General features: G+C 37.5%; 22 protein-coding genes. 14 read left to right on the forward strand and 8 right to left on the reverse strand.

The window, feature by feature from the left end; translation table 11 throughout:
- Position 1: 1 nt before the first annotated feature.
- The 3 genes from queA to HNP38_RS00670 all read left to right on the forward strand — a co-directional run bounded on the left by queA (position 2) and on the right by HNP38_RS00670 (position 3,279).
- On the forward strand, positions 2-1,051 hold the full coding sequence (gene queA / locus HNP38_RS00660) for a tRNA preQ1(34) S-adenosylmethionine ribosyltransferase-isomerase QueA (RefSeq protein ID WP_184182898.1): 1,050 nt from the start codon (positions 2-4) through the stop codon (positions 1,049-1,051).
- Positions 1,052-1,122: 71 nt separating this feature from the next.
- Entirely contained in the window at positions 1,123-2,157 is a 1,035-nt protein-coding gene (gene rlmN / locus HNP38_RS00665) for a 23S rRNA (adenine(2503)-C(2))-methyltransferase RlmN (protein WP_184182903.1), read from the forward strand.
- Positions 2,158-2,397: 240 nt separating this feature from the next.
- Positions 2,398-3,279: a hypothetical protein gene (locus HNP38_RS00670; RefSeq protein ID WP_184182906.1), complete on the forward strand. Its 882-nt coding sequence runs from the start codon at positions 2,398-2,400 to the stop codon at positions 3,277-3,279.
- Positions 3,280-3,298: 19 nt separating this feature from the next.
- On the opposite strand, the gene HNP38_RS00675 is transcribed toward HNP38_RS00670, so the two are convergent.
- Positions 3,299-4,681, reverse strand: coding sequence for a peptidoglycan DD-metalloendopeptidase family protein (locus tag HNP38_RS00675; protein ID WP_184182909.1), 1,383 nt, complete (start codon positions 4,679-4,681; stop codon positions 3,299-3,301).
- A gap of 116 nt (positions 4,682-4,797) precedes the next feature.
- Between HNP38_RS00675 and HNP38_RS00680 the strand changes: the two genes are divergently transcribed.
- Complete coding sequence (locus HNP38_RS00680) at positions 4,798-5,775, forward strand: polyprenyl synthetase family protein (protein WP_184182912.1); 978 nt, start codon at positions 4,798-4,800, stop codon at positions 5,773-5,775.
- A 59-nt stretch (positions 5,776-5,834) separates the two neighbouring features.
- Here the strand turns inward: HNP38_RS00680 and HNP38_RS00685 are convergent, their stop codons facing one another.
- On the reverse strand, positions 5,835-6,638 hold the full coding sequence (locus tag HNP38_RS00685; RefSeq protein ID WP_184182915.1) for a hypothetical protein: 804 nt from the start codon (positions 6,636-6,638) through the stop codon (positions 5,835-5,837).
- Between the two features lie 265 nt (positions 6,639-6,903).
- Entirely contained in the window at positions 6,904-7,200 is a 297-nt protein-coding gene (locus HNP38_RS00690; protein ID WP_184182918.1) for a hypothetical protein, read from the reverse strand.
- Positions 7,201-7,338: 138 nt separating this feature from the next.
- On the opposite strand from HNP38_RS00690, the gene HNP38_RS00695 reads away from it, so the two are divergent.
- The gene (locus HNP38_RS00695; protein WP_184182921.1) at positions 7,339-9,771 is read left to right on the forward strand and encodes a thiamine pyrophosphate-dependent enzyme; all 2,433 of its coding nucleotides are present in this window, start codon (positions 7,339-7,341) and stop codon (positions 9,769-9,771) included.
- Between the two features lie 51 nt (positions 9,772-9,822).
- Here the strand turns inward: HNP38_RS00695 and HNP38_RS00700 are convergent, their stop codons facing one another.
- Positions 9,823-10,179, reverse strand: coding sequence for a winged helix-turn-helix transcriptional regulator (locus HNP38_RS00700; protein ID WP_184182924.1), 357 nt, complete (start codon positions 10,177-10,179; stop codon positions 9,823-9,825).
- A 134-nt stretch (positions 10,180-10,313) separates the two neighbouring features.
- Here HNP38_RS00700 and HNP38_RS00705 point away from each other — a divergent pair, with 134 nt between their 5' ends.
- Positions 10,314-11,375, forward strand: a complete 1,062-nt coding sequence (locus HNP38_RS00705; RefSeq protein WP_184182927.1) for an NADH:flavin oxidoreductase — start codon at positions 10,314-10,316, stop codon at positions 11,373-11,375.
- Between the two features lie 182 nt (positions 11,376-11,557).
- On the opposite strand, the gene HNP38_RS00710 is transcribed toward HNP38_RS00705, so the two are convergent.
- On the reverse strand, positions 11,558-12,763 hold the full coding sequence (locus HNP38_RS00710; RefSeq protein ID WP_184182931.1) for an aminopeptidase C: 1,206 nt from the start codon (positions 12,761-12,763) through the stop codon (positions 11,558-11,560).
- Between the two features lie 227 nt (positions 12,764-12,990).
- Between HNP38_RS00710 and HNP38_RS00715 the strand changes: the two genes are divergently transcribed.
- From HNP38_RS00715 to HNP38_RS00750, 8 genes are all read left to right on the forward strand, one after another.
- The gene (locus tag HNP38_RS00715; RefSeq protein WP_184182934.1) at positions 12,991-13,509 is read left to right on the forward strand and encodes an RNA polymerase sigma factor; all 519 of its coding nucleotides are present in this window, start codon (positions 12,991-12,993) and stop codon (positions 13,507-13,509) included.
- Between the two features lie 12 nt (positions 13,510-13,521).
- Complete coding sequence (locus HNP38_RS00720) at positions 13,522-14,694, forward strand: hypothetical protein (protein ID WP_184182937.1); 1,173 nt, start codon at positions 13,522-13,524, stop codon at positions 14,692-14,694.
- A 326-nt stretch (positions 14,695-15,020) separates the two neighbouring features.
- Complete coding sequence (locus HNP38_RS00725) at positions 15,021-15,524, forward strand: GbsR/MarR family transcriptional regulator (RefSeq protein WP_184182940.1); 504 nt, start codon at positions 15,021-15,023, stop codon at positions 15,522-15,524.
- A 69-nt stretch (positions 15,525-15,593) separates the two neighbouring features.
- The gene (locus HNP38_RS00730) at positions 15,594-16,304 is read left to right on the forward strand and encodes a DUF2071 domain-containing protein (RefSeq protein WP_184182943.1); all 711 of its coding nucleotides are present in this window, start codon (positions 15,594-15,596) and stop codon (positions 16,302-16,304) included.
- Positions 16,305-16,345: 41 nt separating this feature from the next.
- The gene (locus HNP38_RS00735; protein ID WP_184182950.1) at positions 16,346-16,690 is read left to right on the forward strand and encodes a hypothetical protein; all 345 of its coding nucleotides are present in this window, start codon (positions 16,346-16,348) and stop codon (positions 16,688-16,690) included.
- Between the two features lie 6 nt (positions 16,691-16,696).
- Complete coding sequence (locus HNP38_RS00740; RefSeq protein WP_184182953.1) at positions 16,697-17,098, forward strand: hypothetical protein; 402 nt, start codon at positions 16,697-16,699, stop codon at positions 17,096-17,098.
- A 189-nt stretch (positions 17,099-17,287) separates the two neighbouring features.
- The gene (locus tag HNP38_RS00745) at positions 17,288-17,743 is read left to right on the forward strand and encodes an SRPBCC family protein (RefSeq protein ID WP_184182956.1); all 456 of its coding nucleotides are present in this window, start codon (positions 17,288-17,290) and stop codon (positions 17,741-17,743) included.
- Positions 17,744-17,895: 152 nt separating this feature from the next.
- Positions 17,896-19,338, forward strand: a complete 1,443-nt coding sequence (locus tag HNP38_RS00750) for an alpha-L-fucosidase (protein WP_184182959.1) — start codon at positions 17,896-17,898, stop codon at positions 19,336-19,338.
- A 400-nt stretch (positions 19,339-19,738) separates the two neighbouring features.
- Here HNP38_RS00750 and HNP38_RS00755 read toward each other — a convergent pair whose 3' ends face one another.
- Genes HNP38_RS00755 through HNP38_RS00765 form a run of 3 tightly spaced genes read right to left on the reverse strand, consistent with a single transcriptional unit; the run spans position 19,739 to position 22,401 of the window.
- A complete protein-coding gene (locus HNP38_RS00755; protein ID WP_184182962.1) occupies positions 19,739-20,188 on the reverse strand; it encodes a hypothetical protein in 450 nt (149 codons plus the stop codon).
- A gap of 18 nt (positions 20,189-20,206) precedes the next feature.
- Positions 20,207-20,692 (reverse strand): hypothetical protein, encoded by a 486-nt coding sequence (locus HNP38_RS00760; protein ID WP_184182965.1) that lies wholly within the window; start codon positions 20,690-20,692, stop codon positions 20,207-20,209.
- Complete coding sequence (locus HNP38_RS00765; protein WP_184182967.1) at positions 20,677-22,401, reverse strand: type VI secretion system amidase effector protein Tae4; 1,725 nt, start codon at positions 22,399-22,401, stop codon at positions 20,677-20,679. The genes HNP38_RS00760 and HNP38_RS00765 overlap by 16 nt, the downstream gene beginning before the upstream one ends.
- Between the last annotated feature and the right edge of the window lie 38 nt (positions 22,402-22,439).

Raw genomic sequence — 22,439 nt, forward strand, 5'->3', positions numbered from 1 at the left:
AATGAAAACATCCGATTTTAATTTTGATCTTCCTGCGGAATTATTGGCAGAACATCCATCAGAGCACAGAGACGAAGCAAGACTAATGGTTTTGAACAGAAAAACAGAAACCATTGAGCACAAATTGTTTAAAGATGTGGTAGATTATTTTGATGAGAAAGATCTGTTTATTTTCAACAATACTAAAGTTTTTCCTGCACGTCTTTACGGAAATAAGGAAAAAACAGGAGCTAAAATTGAAGTATTCCTTTTAAGGGAGCTTGATAAGGAAACCCGTGTTTGGGACGTATTAGTAGATCCTGCCAGAAAAATAAGAATTGGTAACAAGTTATTTTTCACTGAAGATGAATCTTTAGTGGCCGAAGTAATTGATAATACAACTTCCAGAGGAAGAACATTGAGATTCTTATTTGATGGTTCTTATGAAGAATTCAGAGCCAAATTAAAAGAGCTGGGAGAAACCCCGCTTCCAAAATACATCAAAAGAGCAGTAGAGCCGGAAGATGCGGAAAGATATCAGACCATCTATGCAAAAATAGAAGGAGCAGTAGCAGCTCCTACAGCCGGTCTGCATTTCTCTAAACACCTTATGAAAAGGCTGGAGATCAAAGGAATTGATTTTGCAGAGATCACCCTTCATGTGGGATTAGGGACCTTTAATCCTATTGAAGTAGAAGACCTTTCCAAGCACAAAATGGAGTCCGAAGAAGTTTTTATCGATGATAAAAATGCCGAGATCATTAATAAAGCAGTAGATGCAAACAGAAGAGTTTGTGCAGTAGGGACAACAACAATGAGAGCATTGGAAACTTCAGTTTCTTCAAACAAGAAAATCTCTGCTTTCCATGGATGGACCAACAAGTTCATTTATCCGCCTCATGATTTTGGAGTAGCCAACACAATGATCACTAACTTCCACACGCCGAAATCTACCCTTATTATGATGATCGCTGCGTTTGCCGGGAGGGATTTTGTAATGCATGCCTATGAAGAAGCCGTAAAAGAGAAATATAAATTCTACTCTTATGGAGATGCCATGTTAATTTTATAGAAAAGATATAAGGTAAAAGGTTGCAGGTAAGCTATTACCTGTACCTTTATCCTGACATCTGCCACCTTATAATGAAAGATATCAGAACTTTATCACTGGACCAGCTTAAAGATTACTTTGTGTCTTTGGGAGAAAAACCGTTTCGGGCGAAACAGGTCTATGATTGGTTGTGGAGTAAAAACCTCCATTCGATTGATGAAATGACGAATCTTTCAAAACCGCTTCGGGAAAAAATTTCCGAAGAATATACCATCAATCCTGTTTCTGTAGACCAGCTTCAAAAAAGTACGGATGGCACCATAAAAAATGGGGTGAAGCTTCATGACGGCTTGCTGGTAGAATCTGTTCTTATTCCTACGGAGACCAGGACGACAGCCTGTGTTTCTTCTCAGGTAGGATGTTCATTGAACTGCGAATTCTGCGCTACCGCCAGACTGAAAAGGATGAGAAATCTGGAAGTTGCGGAAATTGTGGATCAGGTTGCCCTGATTGATAAACAAAGCAGACTGTATTTTGACAGACCCCTTTCCAATATCGTTTTTATGGGAATGGGAGAACCCATGATGAATTATAAGAATGTAGTCGAATCCATCCGGAAAATTACTCAGCCCGAAGGTTTGGGAATGTCTCCAAGAAGGATCACCGTTTCTACATCAGGAATTCCGAAAATGATCAAAATGCTTGCGGATGAAGATCTGCGTGTTAAACTGGCATTATCGCTTCATTCAGCTATAGAGTCCAAGCGTAATGAGATCATGCCGTTTTCCGATAAGTTTCCGTTAACCGAAATTATGGAAGCTTTACAGTACTGGTATCAGAAAACAGGCTCGGTCATTACCTTTGAATATTGTGTATGGAAGAATATCAATGATAAGGATGAAGACATCAAAGCATTGATCAGGTATTGCAAACAGGTTCCTTCCAAAGTTAATCTCATTCAGTATAATCCGATCGGTGACGGGAAATATGACCAATGTAACAAGCAGGCCGAAGAAAACTATGTCCGTCAGCTTGAAAATGCTGGTGTTACCGTAATGATCCGGAGAAGCCGTGGCGGGGATATTGATGCAGCATGCGGCCAGCTGGCTAATAAAACTACAGACTAAATTTCTTATACAACTGATCGGTTCCTTTTAACTTAACGTGAATATAATCTGAAGGTTTACGAATGTAGTTCAGCCTTTGCGAACTTAAAAATAATACAGTATAAAGGAAAAAAAGAATCTTTGTTTACCTTGGCGTTTAAAAAGCACATCAGAGGTTACCTTAACGTAAGCACTTAAAAAACTCTTGCAACTCTTGCGCTGGAAAGGAAATTATTGATAATAAAATTTTATTTTTATCAGATGAAAAAACTTCTGTTTTTTGCCGTCATTATCTCCCAGTCTGTATTTTCCCAGGAGACAGATTTTCTGAAAATAAAAAAATATAAGGTCAGTTACCTTGATGATAAGATCCGGGAAACCTCAGGACTGAATCTTTTCAAAAACAGGCTCTACACGTTCAATGACAGTGGAAATACACCGGAACTTTTTGAAATTGACAAAGGTTCCGGAAATATTATCTCGGTGATGAAAATTAATGCTTCTAACACAGACTGGGAAGCATTGGCCAATGACGGGGAGCATTTCTATATCGGGGATTTTGGGAATAATTTGGGAACCAGGAAAGACCTGAAAATATTTAAAATTCCCTTTCAAAAAGAAAACCTGACGATTGATCCTGCTGCTACTATTTCTTTTTATTATCCTGAGCAGACAGATTTTACACCTAAAAATACAGATACGGATTTCGATGTTGAAGCCATGATCTGGCTGAACGGGAAACTGCACCTGTTTACAAAAGAGTGGGCTTCAAAGGCAACCACTCATTATATCATTGATCCTGAGATTTCAGAAAATCAGAAAGCACAAAAAGCGGAAACGTATAAAACCGGTTTTGTGGTGACGGACGCTGCTTATTTTGCTCAAAAGCTTTATCTGATAGGATATACAAAAAAAACAGAGGTCTTTTTAGATATTTTTGATGAAACCGAACCCGGAATATTCTTTAATAGCTCTCCAAAGCACTATTATTTGGGAAGCTCATTGTCAATAGGACAAATCGAGGGGATTGCGGTAAATGAAGATGGGATTTATATTTCTGGGGAAAAATTCAATTCTCCGCTGGGTAGTACAAAACAGGGGTTATACTTTATTCCCTCAGATAAAAATAAACCCGGCAAATGAATACCGGGCTTGAGAAAATCTATTGATTAATTATTTTAAAACTTTTTTTAAGTTGTCCGTTGGTGATCGTGACAATATAATTTCCTTTTTCATAGGTAAAGGGGAATGTATTTACCCCTTCCTTAAGTTTTACCTTTGATTTTTTGAGAAGTTTTCCATCCATGCTGATGATCTCAAGAACAAAATCATCTTCTGCTTTTGAACTTTTGTAAAGAATATCCATTGTTTGATTCATTACCGGATTTGAGATCTCTAAAGCTTCCTTTTGGATAATGTCCAGAGTACTTAGGGTGCCGAAGGTGAAATTATGAGTCACTGTTTGCCCGTTTATCGTCACGGAAGCTTTCCAGTTGCCGTTTTGGTTAAAAGTAGATGAAGGGATTGACCAATACCAATAAGAGGCTGCATAAAATGTGTTGATATTAAAATTACTGTTATAGGCAATCGTATTATCCGGCCTGGTCAGTTTCATATTAGCGGGAGTCCCTACCGGAATATCGGCCAGGTAGATATATACATAAAGACCCTCACCCATATTGAAGGCGTTTTTAAAATTTGTAGTCTCCTGAACTCCACAGCCATTATTGAAGATTACAGAGCTGCTGTGGGTAAATATTCCATTGATCTTAGGATCCAGATAAGGTTTTTGGGATTGCCACCATGTATCTGTAGAAGAGGGCCATGTATTGCAGGCTCCCTGATAAGGATCCACCAATTCATTGCTGCTGTTGTAAACCTCAAAATGGAGATGAGGTCCGGTGGAATTTCCCGAACTTCCTATGATACCCAGGTATTCACCGGCAGAAACACTTTCTCCAATACCTTTTGCGGTCAGGGAATTGTTTTTCATATGTCCGTACCAGGCCGTACTCCCGTCACTATGCTGTACATATATGGCATTCCAGTTATCACTGTTAAAAGCACAGTTCCGGTCATAATTGCCATTACTCTTTCCAACGATTATTCCGGGAGCTGCAGCGACTACCTGTGCCTGGTTATTATCCATCTGGTACCATCCGAAAGGCCACGTAAAAATATCGATACCCCTATGATTTCCGGAGCTGGTATCATAGGTTCGGGTTCCGCAGTTCCAGTCCTGCAATTGGTTGGGATAGTTCAGGTTATGATCTACATGATTTGAAATGCTCCATACTTCGTTATACGGGGAGCCTGGGCTTTTCTGTACCGGCCAGATGAATAAAGGATGAGCCAGAGCCTTGTGAGTAGATAATTTTTTCTCTTGAGTAAGACGTGCTTTATTAGCAGTAAGCATGCTGTTGATCTGTACTCTGTCACTTTCGGAAAGGCATTCCGTTCGTTTGGGAGAAAATTCTCCGCCACCATGCTGGGCATTAATGAAAGAGGAAGCCAATACAGATAAAAAAACGAACTTTAAATTCATGATGATTTGTGTTTACAGGTTAATTTAGAAAGATAAAAATAAAAAATAAAGAGATATTTTACGAAAAAAATTATCTTTGTGAGAATTAATAATTAATTATCTTTCATTCACAGACTGTGGCGAATATCGTAGAAGAAATCAAGCAACCGATCAATGAGGAAATGAAGCTTTTCGAGCAGAAGTTTTATGAATCAATGCAGAGCAAAGTCCCTTTATTGGATAAAGTAACCCGTTTTATTGTTACTACAAAGGGAAAGCAGATGCGTCCTATGTTTGTATTTCTCTGTGCAAGACTTATCGGGAATGTTAACGAAAAGACCTATCGTGGAGCATCCATGATCGAACTGATCCATACGGCTACTCTGGTGCACGACGATGTGGTGGATGAAAGCTTCAAGAGACGGAATTTCTTCTCGATCAACGCCTTATGGAAAAATAAAATTGCAGTTTTGGTAGGAGATTATCTTTTGTCCAAATCCGTTTTGCTGTCTACAGATCATAAAGATTACGATCTTCTCAGCGTGATTTCCAGAACCATCCGGGAAATGTCTGAAGGAGAGCTTCTTCAGTTGGAAAAAGCCAGAAAACTGGATATTACTGAGGATGTTTATTATGAAATTATCCGTCAGAAAACAGCAACCTTAATTGCTGCCTGTTGTGAGATCGGTGTTTTATCGAATGATGCAGATGAAGTTCTGGCTAAAAAGATGCAGGATTTCGGGACCTTTACCGGAATGGCATTCCAGATCAAAGATGATCTGTTTGACTATTTAAGCTCTAATGTTATCGGTAAACCCGTTGGAATTGATATCAAAGAGCAGAAAATGACCCTGCCTCTCATCCATACTTTAAAAACTGCCGGTGAAAAAGACAGGAAGTATTATTTCAATACGATAAAACGTTATAATAATGACCAAAAGCGCGTGAAAGAGCTTATTGCTTTCGTGAAAAGTTCCGGTGGCCTGGATTATGCTATTGGTATAATGAAAGATTTCCAGCAGAAAGCAAAAGATATCCTTAATGAGTTCCCGGAATCTGATGCGAAAAGATCCTTACACAGCATGCTGGATTATGTAATTGAAAGAAAGTTTTAGATAATAAAGTACATAAATAAAAAAGCGGAACAATTTATTTGTTCCGCTTTTTTATCATATTATATTTTTTGTACCGTTACGTTAGTCACATTTCCACTACCCGTAGAGCCGGTTTCTGTAGATAAGATTGTACAGTTTGCATTGGGAGCAGCTGTAAAACGGATCCGATAACCTATTGAGGGTACTATGATCATGGTTGTATAATTCATTAGTTCGCCAATAGTACTGCTGGTAGATACAGCATTGTAATGGCTTCCCCTTCCTAAATAATCAGCATCGGGAACAGGTCTTATGCCGATAAGCAACTGGGTTCCTGCAGGAGCACTGGCAAAACCTGCTTGTAACGTTACAAGATAATTTCCCGGCTGAGTAAAAGTTAATGTACCCGTGCTTGTATTATAATTATAATATGGGGAAGTCGCCAAAGGAGCAGCAAACAGCAGAGTGGTAATATTACCTGTGCCGCTTCCGGCTATATGACTCTGGCTATTGGCTAAACGTGCATGGAATAACGAATAATCGGCAAAATTCACTGTTTTTAAAATTCCGGTAGCATCAGCGACCACCACTCTGTCTGTTCCCCCAACACCTATATTGGTAGTAATATCACGGATCCGCACGTTTCCGGTAGCTACATCAATCTTTTGAGTGGGGGCATTGGTCCCTATACCTGTATTACCAGTCGCGGTGACAACAAAATCATTGGTTTGTTGTGCAACGGAAGGCACACCTGTAGCAGAGTTATCTTTAGCTCCGTCCACATGAAGGATTGTTTGAGGGTTATTTGTATTTATTCCTACCTGTGCATACGTAAATAATGATGTTGCAACAACACCAAGGGTTGATAATAATTTTTTTCTCATTGTATTTATTTTTTATTAAAGTTAAAGAACTTTACGCTCTTTGTTCGCAACTTTTGTGCCATTATAGAAATAGTGATTAACTATTTGATAACTTGATGTATAAATGCCTTTATTTTAGTTTGTGTTTTGTGAAATATTTTTCGTTTATATAAGTAAGCAATAGTGAATTATTGATGATAAACAGCATGTTTTTGAAGAACAGCAGCGTGAGTTATTTTGAGTGCGGTAAACTTTTACAGGAAAATATAAATTTAAAGTAATAGACCTAATCAATTATTTTTACTGTTACAATAACAACCGCCAGAACTATGCAAAATAAAGCGATTAAAAATAAATAATCTGCAATAGTCTCAAATTTGTTTTCCCGCTTTTCATTCCTGGATCTTATTGCAAGAAACGAGAAAAAACAGCTGCAGGCAAAAAGCAGGCATGCTGCGCCGGCAAATTCATCCAAATGAGTATTATTACTTATTTTAGTGATCTTCAATGAAGTGATGATAAGTAACGAAAATCCTAAAAGATTACTGGATGCATTAAGGATATGAGGTGATTTTTTTTCCATTATTATAAATTTATTTCAAATTAAAACACAATTTTTTTTATTATCAAATTTTTAAAAAAGATTATTAAAAATTAAAATTAATTTAAAAAGTGTATATTAGCGAAATACTTCGAGAACATAAAAATTTTATATTGGGCTATGCAGACAACCTATATTGAAACACAGCAGATTTCTTTTCAGGATTTTAAAAACCAGATACTTGGAGACTATACATTAGGCAGGGTATCTCGTGAGATGTCTTATTTAGGAAGAAGAGAAGTCCTTACGGGAAAAGCTAAATTCGGAATTTTCGGGGATGGTAAAGAACTTCCCCAGCTTGCCATGGCAAAAGTTTTCAAAAACGGGGACTTCCGTTCAGGTTATTACAGGGATCAGACCTTTGCGTTGGCTGTAGATGCTCTTACGGTGGAAAGCTTTTTTGCCCAGCTGTATGCAGATACCAGTGTGGAAAGAGAGCCTGCATCCGCCGGAAGACAGATGAACGGGCATTTTGCAACCAGAAGTTTGAATGAAGATGGAAGCTGGAAAGACCTTACTGCCCAGAAAAATATTTCTTCGGATATTTCCCCTACGGCAGGTCAGATGCCCAGATTATTAGGATTGGCCCAGGCGTCCAAAATATATAAAAGTGTAAAATTCGAAGGCTCAGAAAAATTCTCAAAAAATGGAAATGAAATTGCTTTCGGAACAATTGGAGATGCCTCTACTGCGGAAGGCCATTTCTGGGAAACCTTAAACGCTGCCTGTGCCCTTCAGGTTCCTATGGTGGTTTCCATCTGGGATGACGGTTATGGGATTTCGGTTCCTACAACCAACCAGAGAGCAAAGGCGGATATTGCTGAAATGCTTAGCGGTTTCCAGAGAAAAGAAGGCGAGAATCAGGGTTGTGAGATCATCCAGGTGAAAGCTTGGGATTACCCGGCATTATTGGACGCTTATGCCAAAGCAGAACACTTTGCCAGAACAGAAAGTGTTCCCGTGGTTGTTCATGTTATAGAAGTTACCCAGCCTCAGGGGCATTCTACATCGGGTTCTCATGAAAGATACAAAAATGAAGAGCGTCTTTCCTGGGAAGCAGAATTTGACGGATTGGTAAAATTCAGAGAGTGGATCCTGAACTATTCGATCGAAATTGATGGTAAAGAAGAAATTATAGCCACAGCAGAGGAATTGGATGCTATCGATAGTGAAGCTAAGAAAACGGTAAAGGCAGGGCAGAAAACCGCTTGGGAAAACTATCAGACTACAATTACGCATCTGATTCAGGCTGTTTTACCTTTCGTTGAAAACCTTAAAGGGCAGGATGCCGAGATCGGGACTTATATCGAACAGTTCAACAAACTGGTTTCCAAAGCCAAAAAAGATGTCTTCCATCTGGCAAGAAAAACTTTATTGGCAACCAGAGGGATCAGTTCTGTCGAAAGAACCCAATTGATGCAGAAGTACAATGAAGTTTTCGAAATAGAAAAAGATAACTATTCTTCCCATTTATACTCCCAGTCACAATGGAAAGCTGAAAATGTAAAAGAGATCAAACCTGTTTATTCTGACAGTTCTGAAGATGTGGACGGAAGAGTAGTGGTAAGAAATAATTTTGATAAAATATTTGAAAAATATCCTGAAACCTTAGTATTCGGTGAAGATGCCGGAAATATCGGTGACGTAAACCAGGGCTTGGAAGGAATGCAGGAAAAATACGGTGAAGTTCGTGTTGCAGATACCGGAATCCGTGAAGCTACCATTCTTGGGCAGGGTATCGGGATGGCGATGAGAGGGCTAAGGCCTATTGCCGAAATCCAGTATCTGGATTACATCTTATACTGTTTGCAGGGAATGAGCGATGATCTGGCTACGGTGCAGTACAGAACAAAAGGAGGTCAGAAAGCTCCTGTGACCATCAGAACCAGAGGGCACAGGTTAGAGGGGATCTGGCATTCAGGTTCTCCGATGGCTGGGATCCTTAACCTTTCAAAAGGTATTCTGGTTCTGGTTCCGAGAAACCTTACCAAAGCAGCAGGATTCTATAATACGATGCTTCAGGCTGATGAGCCTGCCGTGATCGTGGAATGCCTGAACGGATACAGGTTAAAAGAAAAGCAGCCGGATAACCTGGGTGAATTCACGGTTCCTGTAGGTAAAATTGAAGTGACAAAAGAAGGTAAAGATGTTACCCTTGTAACTTATGGATCTACATGGAGAATTGTAATGGAAGCAGCCGGAGAATTGGAAAAACTCGGAATTTCTGCAGAAGTGATCGATATCCAGTCTTTAATTCCTTTCGATTTATCTCATGAAATTGCGGACAGCGTTAAGAAAACAAACAGGCTGGTTGTCATTGACGAAGATGTGGAAGGAGGAACTTCAGCATTTATCCTTCAGCAGATCTTAGAAAAGCAGAAAGCATTCAGATATCTGGATTCTGATCCGTTAACGATTGCAGCCAATGATCACAGACCTGCCTATGCAAGTGACGGGGATTATTTCAGTAAACCGTCTGCAGATGATATGGTAGAAAGAATTTATGCAATGTTTAATGAAGCAAATCCTCAGAAATACCCTGCGATATTTTAATTGAGGATAAAAGATACAGAATCGGGTTTCAACGAAGTTGAAACCCGATTCTTATTTGGTGCACTTTGCATATTCTGCAAATTCTTCCTTATTCTGATATTTTGCTTCCCATTCCTCTAATAAATAAAGAATAGGCAAAAGTGCCAATCCCTTTTCCGTAAGTGAGTATTCCACCCTTGGAGGGATCTCTTTGAATTCTTCACGGATGATCAGCCCGTCGGTTTCCATTTCTCTCAGCTGATCCGTAAGCACCTTCCTGGAAATTACATTAATACGGACAGCAAGCTCTCCAAAACGAAGCTTCCGGTCCTTGATGACCAGGGCAATGATGGGTTTCCATTTACTTCCTAAAGCAGACATGGCCTTGCCTAAAGGGCAATTATGCTTCATCAGTTCGTTTTTTTTCATCTGTTACAAATAGGTTACTAATGTTGGTTACGGCAAAGTTACCAGTTTTTTCTCTTTTACAGATACAAATATAAACTATTATTAGTTACTTTGTGTAACAATTTGAAAACAATCAATATAAATTAATTTCAAAAATGAGTATAGACGCATTATTCAACCCATTCAGATACAAAAATCTAGAACTTAAGAACAGAGTGGTAATGGCTCCGATGACGAGGGCAAAATCAGACAATGGAGTACCTACTCCGGAAATAGTAGACTATTATGCAAGAAGGGCTGCCTCAGAAGTAGGCCTGATCCTTTCGGAAGGTACGGTGATTAACAGGCCTGCTTCAAAAAATATGCAGAATATCCCGGATTTCTATGGAGATAAGGCATTGCAGGGATGGAAAGAAGTCATTGATGCAGTTCATCATAACGGCGGGAAAATGGGGCCGCAGATCTGGCATGTAGGAGATACGAGGATGTCTGAAGAATATCCGTTATTTCCAATGGAAAAAGTATCGGAAATGACCCTGGAAGATATTCAGGATACCATTGCCCAGTTTGCAGCTTCCGCAAAAGTTGCCAAAGACCTTGGATTTGATTGTTTTGAGATCCACGGGGCGCACGGCTATCTTATCGATCAGTTCTTTTGGAATGTAACCAATACACGGACTGATGAATATGGGGGTAAAACACTGAAAGAAAGGACCCGTTTTGCCGTTGATGTGATTAAAGCAATGAGAGCAGCAGTAGGAGAAGATTTTACCATTATTATCCGCCTTTCGCAATGGAAACAGCAGGATTACAATAGCAGGCTGGCTGCCACTCCTTCCGAAATGGAAGACTGGCTTTTACCTATGAAAGAAGCCGGAGCAGATATCTTCCATTGCTCCCAGCGCCGTTTCTGGGAACCTGAATTTGAAGGTTCTGATCTTAATTTTGCAGGCTGGGCAAAGAAAATAACCGGACAGCCTACAATTACGGTAGGATCAGTAGGGCTTAAAGGAGACTTTATGGGATCTTTTGCCGGTGAAGGCTCTGAAAAAACAGACCTGTCTGAATTATTAAGAAGGCTTGAAAGACAGGATTTTGACTTGGTTGCTGTTGGGCGTGCCCTTTTACAGGATCATGAGTGGGTGAAGAAAATAAAAGACGGAAAGACAGAAGAACTCTTAAACTTCTCAGCATCCAGTATGGGAGTTTTGTACTGAAAACGTGAATGGTGAATTTGTTGCGCTGTCAATTTATTAACAATTGCAAAATTCACTATTCGTCATTCACATATAAATTGCCTATTTAAATTTTCTTAAACAAATCCGCTTTCAGAACTTCTGGAAGCGGATTTTTTAACAGATTTAAATATCTAAAATTGCCATTGATGGCAAAAGTGATTTTACAGGCCAATATTTTTAGTAGGCTTTAGCTGCTTTAAAATATTTTTTGGGATCGCATTTTTATGAACCAGGATTGCTGTTGATTTATATTCAACATAGGGCCTTGTGACATAAATATAGCCTTGGAAATCATTGGTAACTCCCCAGGAATTTTTAACCATATAATATTCCTTTCCGGTCTGATCCTTGGCGAGTCCTACGATATGCATTCCGTGATCATCAGTCGTAGAAAGGTTGTTGAGAGCTTTCTGACGCATGTCTTCAGTGATCGTTTTGTCCTTTTTAGGCTCTGTGAACAGGTTTTGCTTGGTTTCCGCAGCCATCGTTTGGTCCAGATCCAGTTCCGGAACATAGGCCACCCCGTTTTTGTAGGAGAAATAAGGCTCGGAAACATCTGTTGCCCAGCCAATAGAATACCCTTTATTAATAGCATGGTCAATGATTGCGGTCATATCTTTCATAGGTACATTCCAGTCCGAATCATGACTCCAGTTATCAGGAATAGGCACTACAAATTTCTGATAATACGGATAATCCTTATAGGAAGATAATTCTACATAATCTTCAGGGTTAATGCCTACCACATCTTTGGCAAAAGTTTTCGGGGTATAGGATTTTCCCTCATAGGTGAAATTAGAAGGAACTTTTCCAAGATATTCATCTAAAATAGCATCTACGGCATCCATCCAGTTATCAGAAAGTTTCCCTTTTTGAGAGGCCTGAACCAGACTGTCCAGTACAGGCTTCAGTTTATCCTGCATTTCCTTGAAATTATTGATGGTCTGTCCGGATTTTAATCCAGTGTAAGCATCCTGAGGAACCGCACCATATTTTCTGTACATATTGATCACATCATGAAGCTCTCCACCGTCTCCCCAGTTGATCGCGCCATTATTTAATACATATAACTTTGCTTTGTCATGATAAGAGTTTCTTGCAGTGAAGATTTCTGCCAGATCCACAGGTTTTTTACCCATACGCTGCATTTCGGACTCAAGGAAGGAATTTCCGGAATAGCTCCAGCATGTTCCTGATGAACCCTGGTTTTTTACAGAAGTAACACCTATATCTTTTAAAGTTGTGAACTGAAAATTAGCATTTTGGGACTGATTGTTTTTCAATTTATTGATCAGGTCATCCTGAGCAAATACCATACTTCCCGCAGACAAAACCAAAAGTAGTGATGCAATTTTTTTATTTTTCATTACTGATAAAGATTATATTAGGAATAGTCGAAAGCATTACGAAATTGTTACAGATATGATGTGGGAATTTAAATATGCTTTTTGAAAAGGCAGAAAGGTAAAAAAGCAAATTGACCATTTTACCCTTTTGCGATTTTGCTTTTTTCATGTATTTTTAAAAAAAGTTTTTTATGTTTCCAACCTTTTCTAAAGTTTCTGCATCTATAATAATGTAAAGCAGTTTGATTATGGAAAGAGAACTATTATTAGAATGTCAACGTAATGACCGCAAGGCACAGCGGAAAGTCTACGAAAAGATGGCCGGTAAGCTTTACCTGGTCTGTAAACGCTATTTGAAGAGCGATGAAGATATTGAAGAAGTAATGGCAGATACTTTTTATAAGATATTTACAAAGATCAGTCAGTTGGAAAATCCGGATATTTTCGAGGCATGGGCTAAAAAGATTACGGTGAATGAATGCCTGCAGAAATTAAGAAGTAATAAAACACTATCTGTTTCGCTGGAAGATTATCATGTGCCTTCTTTCCATGAAGCAGAAGAAAGTCTTTCTTTTGAAAAGGACATTTTGAGCTTACTGAACTTTCTTCCCGAAGGCTGCAGAGCCATTTTCAATCTCTTTGCCATTGAAGGCTACCCGCATAAAGAGATTGCAACAATGCTTTCCATAAGTGAAGGAACCTCCAAATCCCAATTGAATTTTGCAAGAAAAAAATTGCAGGAACTACTGATCAACCAAAACATTTAAACTTTTTTAGAAATGGAAAACAATCACGACATCGATCAAAAATTCAGTGAAGCCTCAAAGTCTTCAGATGAGCCTGAAACCTTTCCTAGGTTTGAAAAAGTTTGGGACAGAATAGAAGACCGGTTAGAGAGAAAGGAAGAGAAAAAAAGAATCTTTTTTCTTAAGATCCCCTACGGAATTGCTGCAAGCCTTATTATAGGATCCGGAATATTTTATTTTCTTGACAAAAAAGAAAGTTTACCGGAACCCATACATCCTGTTATTGCAGAAAGCCCTGTCTCTCCTAAAGTCCAGACCGATAATATAAAGACGGAGAGTACAGTAACACCTGATCTGGAGAAAGCACCTGAAGCTCCCGCAACTTTGCCACCACAGCCTGTGATCGCTTATAGTGGGAAAATACCTGTTGTTGAGAAAAACATAGAATTAGCGTATGTTCCTGTGAGTCCATCTGCAGATGGATACCTTGCGGCAAAAGTTGATCCTGAAAATTCCGGAACAGTAATTCCGGAAAATAAGCATACTAGGACAGAAAAAGGAATGGAGGAAGTGGTTATTGCCTCGCTTGGAACTAAGAGAGCAAAACAGTCTGCATCGTATTCTACCCAAGCTATCTCTTCGGCACAGCCTCAGGGCAAACCAAATAATTCTTTAGCAAACATACTGAGAGAAACTCCCGAAGCAGAACAGATCGCGCCTGATGATATCCCGGATCTTATTATTTCTGCGTACGGTAAAGAAAAATATAAAACAAGAAGAAGCATCATTAACACTACCTCATTAATAGCGAAAAGAGAAGGAAACAGCCGGGATGTCGAACTAAAAAGCATTATTCAGGAACAGTTGAAAGAGCTTAACATTGGAGTAGGGAATAAAGAGAATAAACAACAGGAAAAAACTAATTATGGGGCAGTTATCATTACCGGAACGTCCGTAAAAGAAGAGCAGTCCGAACCTTTGTATATTATCAATGGAGAAATTTCTGATGCGGTTCGGTTTAAAAACCTGGAACCCACCCGTATTAAGAGCATTACGATCTTTAAAAATCCTAAGGTGATATCTATCTATGGAAGCAAGGCCGAAAACGGAGTTGTGGTTATCGAAACCAAAAATATTTCAAATACACAAAAGGAAAAACTGGAAGAATTGTTGGAAGAAGCCTCCTCGGAGGATGAATCAAATTAGAAATAATCAATCTGCTATTGAATTAGTTTTTTTGTGGACAGATTTTAAGTTTGCAACTTTTGTTACATAGTTCAGTAATGATAATGATGGAGTCTGGCTAATTAAAAAGAAAAATGTTTTTGGGTATTAAAGAAAACAAAAGAAAAATGAGGAAAGCTATAGGTCAGAATTTATAAAGTTAATAGAAAGCTATAAAACAATTCAAAAGTAATTGATCAACAGGTGTTTAATTTAAATGGCTGTTTTCTTTGAAATTAATTTTCAAAAATTATTGAAAATTCAAAAAATATAATTACATTTGTGTCATAGAATAAAAGTTGACAAAAATGAAACTTACAGAAGCCAAAGAAAAATATATTCAGACCTGGGGAACATTTGCTACCAATTGGGGGATCAACCGTACTATGGCACAGGTGCATGCTTTGCTTCTGGCTAATGGTAAGCCGCTTTCCACTGATGATGTGATGGAGCAGCTTGAGATCTCAAGAGGAAATGCCAATATGAATCTCCGCAGTCTGATGGATTGGGGTATCATAAGAAAGGAACTGGTAAAAGGAGATCGTAAGGAGTATTTTGTAGCAGAAAAAGATGTCTGGTTCCTGTTCAAGCAGATCACAAAAGAGCGCAGGAAAAGAGAAATTGAACCTGTGATCGCTTTCCTTGATGATTTAAAAAATATTGAAGACAAAGACTCCCAGGAAGCAAAAGAGTTTATTAAATTAATGGAAGACTTCAGTTCTGTAACCGGAAAGATCAATAACATTATGGATCTGGCTATTAAAAGTGATGATCACTGGCTGGTAGGGAAGATCACTAATTTATTAAAGTAAAAAAGGATAATAGTCCTTTTTTATTTCAATTTATCTTTCAAAAATTATTGAAAATATAAAAACTATTAAATGATGAAAAAGAAATACAAATTCATGACCTGTAACTGGGAAAACTTAATCTATCTGAACTTTCATATGGATCCTGAACTGCTTGCACCATTTTTACCTAAAGACACAGAACCGGATCTTCTGAATGGAAAGGCAGTGATCAGTATTGTCTGTTTTGAATTTTCCAATGCAAGATTATTCGGGTTTAAAATTCCTTTTCATCAGTATTTTCCTGAAATTAATATAAGGACTTATGTGAAAAAGAAGGATAACGGAAATATAAAAGGAATTTATTTTCTTTCCGAAATGGTACCGAAATTCATGACCTATTTTACCGGTAAATTTATTTATGGAGAACCCTTTTCACTGCGAAAACTGAAAATCTCAAAAACAGAAAAAGATCTGAAATATTTCATTAAAGACTCTGGGTGTGAAATGGAAATTGAAGCAGGGAAAAAGAATATGCATAGTGATCGGGAACTTACGGAAGAAGAAGAATTTGTCATTGAAAGAAGTCTGGCATTCTGTGGTAAAGCAAGCCAAAATGCCAGAATGTATGAAGTAAAACATCAAAAATGGAATCTGGTGGAAAGCAGTAATTTTAATTTTACCATCAAAAAAATAAGACACATCAGCAGTGATATTCAGAATGTATTACTTGACAAGAAGCCTGAAAGTATTTTCATGACCGATGGTTCAGGAGTGGAGGTATACAAAGATCTTTTTATTTGACCTTTAATTTCAAAAATTATTGAAAATATAATATTTATAAAATGTTTAATATTATTTCCTATATACTATTCCTTTCCATCAGTTTTTACATTACTATTGATGTTGGAAGAAGATGCTATAATGCAGGAGAATCTTACCTGGAATACCTTCTCAATGACAAGCACCTTTGTTTGACAATCAACAGGATTCTTTTAGGATGCTATTATCTGGTTAACCTCGGATATATTGCTATTAACATTGCCTTCTGGGAAAAAGTGGACAGTATGGAAGAAATAGTAGCTGTAGCAGCTGTTCGTACAGGCAGCATTATTCTGATTCTTTGCGTACTGCACTATATCAATATTTTCACCCTTTATTTCTTAAGAAAAAAACTAACATTAAAATAAAACCTTATGACAACAACAGTTTTAACCACCACGTACAACTTTTCAGCGTATATGATTTATTTACCCATTGTAATTGCACTTACAGTTTTGGTTTCACAATTTCTCTTCAAAAATTCAAAAACCTTCATGATCGATATCTTTCATCAGAAAAAAGATATTGCAATGGCAACCAATTCACTCTTCAAAATAGGTTTTTACCTTTTAAATCTTGGTTTTGCCCTGTGTATTATAGAATTTTTCCAGATAGAAACAGTAGAAAGGCTTGTAGTAGCTTTAAGCAAAAAGATTGGTGGTTTTTCCATTTATCTTGGGGTAATGATGCTTTTGAATTTACTACTCTTCTTAAAAGGCCGTAAACACGCATTGAATAAAGAAAACCAAATCAAAAATGAAAACATTCATCTTTAAGATCTGGATGTATTTTACCTTCAGATTGCAGAAAAAAAGAACCAGAGGAGACTTTCTTAACCTTTAATCTGGTATTACTTTGGAATTGTGGCATTTTCCTCCTATTTTTGAAAATCCTGAGAAAATTTAAGATTGAAAAACAGGTTGTTTGCCTGTTTTAGGTTAGATTACTTTCAGTATTACAGTATTATGGCTAAGATTTATTTACAGACTGCCATCAAAGCAGATATCCATACCGTTTTCGATCTGGCACGCGATATAGACCTGCATCAGCAGTCCACTTCGAAGACAAAAGAAAAAGCCATTGCAGGGCGTACAAGCGGTTTGATAGAAAATAATGAGACTGTTACCTGGCGGGCAAAGCATCTGGGAATATATCAGACGCACACTTCTAAAATTATGGATATGGAAAAGCCTTATCGGTTTACAGATATTATGCTGGAGGGAACTTTTAAATCCTTACGCCATCAGCATATATTCGAAGAAAAAGACGGAAATACCATCATGACGGATATTTTTGAGTTTGAATCCCCTTACGGAGTTCTGGGAAGGTTCTTTAACTCGGTTTTCCTTACTGCCTATCTCAGAAACTTCCTGCTGGAAAGAAACGCAGCGATCAAAGAAGCCGCAGAAAGAAATCAATAGTATCTACATAATATATAGCATTACGGATTTCGGGAGCCACGAAGTGGCGGCGTAACGAAAGATAGAATACAGCCCTATCAGAAAAAAGTTTCAGAAAATCAAAATATTGCAGATTTATCAGATGATGATTAAATTAGCAGAAAGCTTCCTTTATGTTCATCAGACAGAAAACCAAAACCGCACTTCTGGTATCATTTCTTATCCCTGCAACAATGTTTACGCAGGCTCATAATGTATCCAAGGGCTATGAAAAACCTACAGATCCTCTGGTCGTTCAGAATCTGGAAGAATGGCAGGACCTGAAATTCGGGCTTTTTATGCATTGGGGCACTTACAGCCAATGGGGAATTGTGGAAAGCTGGAGCTTATGCCCCGAGGACGAATCATGGACGAAGCGTAAGCCTGAACACGGAAGATCCTATGATGAATATGTGAAAAATTATGAAAATCTACAGGCTACTTTCAATCCTACTCATTTTGATCCTCAAAAATGGGCAGATGCCGCGAGGAAAGCAGGAATGAAATACGTGGTCTTTACCACCAAGCATCATGACGGGTTTGCCATGTTCGATACAAAACAATCCGATTATAAGATTACTTCTCCCAAAACCCTTTTTTCGAAAAATCCGAAGGCAGATGTAACCAAAGAAATTTTCAGTACATTCAGGAAAGAAGGTTTTAAGATCGGGGCATATTTCTCGAAACCCGACTGGCATTCCGATGATTACTGGTGGCCGTATTTCCCGCCCAAAGACCGGAATGTGAACTATGACCCTAAAAAATACCCTGAAAGATGGGAAAGTTTTAAAAAGTTCACCTACAACCAGCTTAATGAGATCACCTCCAATTATGGTAAGATTGATATTCTGTGGCTGGATGGGGGATGGGTCCGTCCGTTTCATACCATCGACCCGAATATAGAATGGCAGAGAACCATTAAAGTGGAGCAGGATATCGATATGGATAAGATCGGGGCGATGGCTCGGAAAAATCAGCCCGGGATCATTATAGTAGATCGCACAGTTCCCGGAAAATGGGAGAATTATGTAACCCCGGAACAGGCTGTTCCTGAGCATCCGTTATCCATTCCGTGGGAGAGCTGTATAACAATGGGGAACTCATTTTCTTATGTCCCGAATGATAACTATAAATCGTCTCAGAAGATTATAGAGACTTTAATTAAAATTATTTCAAGAGGCGGGAACTACCTGATGAATATTGCCCCGGGACCAAACGGGGATTATGACGAGGTAGTGTATGAAAGGCTAAAAGAGATCTCCGGCTGGATGGATAAAAACCAATCGGCAGTTTTTGCAACCAGAAGTATGGCTCCCTATCATGAAGGTAACTTCTATTACACCCAAAGTAAAGACGGGAAAATAGTTAATGTTTTCCATACGGATGAAAAATTAAACTATCAGTCTCCGGAAACTTTAACCTTCTCAATTCCTGAAAATGTTAAACCGAAATCGGTAAAAGTTTTGGGGATTTCTTCGAAAATTCAATGGAAAAAATCAGGGAATACCATTGAGGTCAGGCTTCCGGATGAAAGAAAAAAACTGAATTATTCAACAGTGATACAAGTGGTTCAGTAATAGCTTATTATCTGGAACTATTTTAGCAGAAATATCTTCAAACTTTGTGAGGCACTCTGAATATATAAACCTCATCAACAATTGATGAGGTTTTTATAAATATGATTGTATATAACCAGCTTAATATTAGGTGCTCTTATTGGTCTTTATCTAACTTTTTTTTCAAATAACGGATTTTTAAATCCAGATAAGTTTTAAATAATCTATAAAATTTGAATAGTAAAAAAGAGATTGATAGTACAAATAGGACTAATAAAATTTGCCATAAATTAATCCAATACCTACATTACTAATTTCATTTGCTTCCATAATTTAAATTTTTCCATGTATTTTTTTCTTTCTCTATCTATCAGGAATTACCATTGCACTTTAAATATAATCATTTAATAAATTATGTTTGTTACTTTTTACAAACTAAAAATCTACATATATCGTTGTCCTTTTGTATAAACTTTAATTGTGACTTTAGTTGTTCCTTAGTATATGGAGGAAGGTTATTTACACTTCGGTATTTTATAATATTCTCTACAAAATCATCTATGATTTTACTGTCTATATCAGAAATATGGTCCTTATCAAAATTTTTTATTCCCAATAAATTGATGTCAGTATATTCTTGTTTTGTTGAAAATAAGTTTGGAACTTTCAAGTGGATTTTAGTAAAAACTTTCTCATCTGCAATTACAATTAGTAGGGGTCTGGAATAGCTGTAGCTTGCATTTATATACTGATATGTTGAATATTCTTTATTGTCTGTCTTCTTTAAATAATCAACAGATTCACACTTTATATTTTGTGCGAAAAAGCCTGTATAAGCTATACTGAATATTAAGATGATTATATTTTTCATATTCTAATTTAAATTCCATTAATATGTTGGAATTTCTTTATGTACTTCATCAAGAATATTAGGAATTTTCTTCCAATTTTCCCTTTCTTTCTTTGCAAGTTTATCTAACTCTTTACTGTTATAAAATTTTAGACAATGATTAAATACCTGTTTCTTTTGGTATATGCCTTTTAAATCTTCAGGATATGTAGAATTAATTGAGTCTAATCTTATTTTTTCAATTTCATTATCAATAACTGGTTTTAATGATTTGTCAAATATTGCTCTTCCTAAAGGGTTATAGAATGAACGGTCTTTTTCCCATAAGATTTTTTCAATCTCTTTATTTTCATATCCTTTCAAGACACATAAACAAAAAGCTCTGTCTTTATACTCTTTTTCCCAACGGTTAAAATTCCAGCTCTTTCTTTCATCTCTCAATTCTTTAGAAATTGAGCATGAAGATAGAATAAATACGCATAATAAAAATTTAACTTTAATCATAATGTTTAATGTAGCACCCATATTCTTATAGATTTCACTCCACCTTTAGGCTGTGTATATGATCCGGAAATACAAATTCCATTTACAATAGCATCTACATGGCCGGAATAACCAGCTCCCCCTTGATTTGAAGGTCTGGGATCTGCATTTTCTATAACATATATTCCATTTTTACCATTCAGAAAATTCATCACTTTTTGAGGATTATTTGCTTCTGCACCTTCCAATTTATGAGGTGTATCACCAAATTTATCTTTCATAAATTTCAAAAAACTTGTAGCTGCTAATATATAATTTTTCCCGTCTCCTCCTTTTTGAGTTAACTGTAGATTTCCTTTTTTTATGACAGGAATTATTATACCTGAATATAATAATGCTCTTGATCCTCTTATTGCACATGCATTTTGATATGCACCTGTCGTATCATTTGAATGACTTGTATATAATGAACCTCCTGCCAATTGATATACTTGTGGTGCTTTCATTTCTTTCCAATAACCGTTTTCTTCTTTTTTGGGAAAATTTGCATACCATTGAGAAAGTGTCGGCAAAGACTGTTGAATAATTGGGGTTTCATACTCGATTAAATCCGGATTTACATATTCTCCATCTTGCCCTTCTGAAGTTCCCATAAACCAATTTTCAAACTCTTCCCAAGAAATATTCGGGTTTTGAGAAAGAAAATTAAGAGCCCACGTGATAAAATTCTTTGCTTCTAGACTTGCGTTATTAGTATCATAGAAATGTTGCAAACCATTGTAAAATTCAATATTTGCAGGGGTCATCAAAAGGTTTTTTAAATCTGGCGGGAGATTGCTGACAAATAAGCTAAATGAGCTTAAATTAGGCAATGTAGGTACTCCTGTATTACATCCTTCCTGGGTTCCCAATGTAGAATTTGGATCTTGTGGTTGGGTAGGTACACCATTACCTCCACAAGGATTGTTTGGATTATTGATACCATTATTGGTATTCTCTCCACCACCTGTCTGTGGATGGCTCACTCCCGGCTCTGTACCACTTCCTGTTTCTGTTCCCACCATGTCACATACACGGGTTACGGTGATCACCAGTACAGATTGTACATCAGCCTGACAAGGTCCACCGTCTTCATCAGAAGCTTCCCCGTGATGATGAGCGTTTTCACTACAAGAAGTATAATAGGAGCTTGTTTTATAGTAGCATACTAAATCCTGCTTCATGGCAGAGGAATAGGTTCCGCTTTCCAGTGGGGTGTATTCTACCTTTCCGGTAAGGTCTACAATTCCTCCGGCATTCATGGTTTGTTTTTCCTGATCGGTAAGATGATAAGTGATGAGCATTTCTCTCCAGCTTCCATCCGAAAGAGGGCTTAGTACCAAATTCTCTACAGGTGCATTTTCAGGAGCATTTTCTCTTTCTATTTTGAAGGTATAGGTATAAAAATCCGGTCCGTTCTCAATATAGATCACATCATCGGTATTGATAGAAATGCCATTCCCATAGTTAACTACTTTCCCAAAAACATTGGTTTTTGTCTTAGCTTTAAACTCAGCCTCTGCCTTTTCTAGTTCAGGGAGAAGTCTGGCTTTGTGTTTGCTTTCGTTAAGGGAAATCCTTTTAGAGGTAAGTTGAAATTGGCTGCTGTTATTGTACGTTTCCTGTTCGGGAAACTGGTCATTCCGGCAGGAACCAATAATCGTTAATAAGGCTGCTGCTATAAGCAGCCTCGAGATTATATTTCTTTTCATCTTTTTGATTTGGTTTTTCGTTATAAAATTAATTCTTT

This window comes from Chryseobacterium defluvii (assembly GCF_014204415.1).
GTDB lineage: Bacteria > Bacteroidota > Bacteroidia > Flavobacteriales > Weeksellaceae > Chryseobacterium > Chryseobacterium defluvii_A.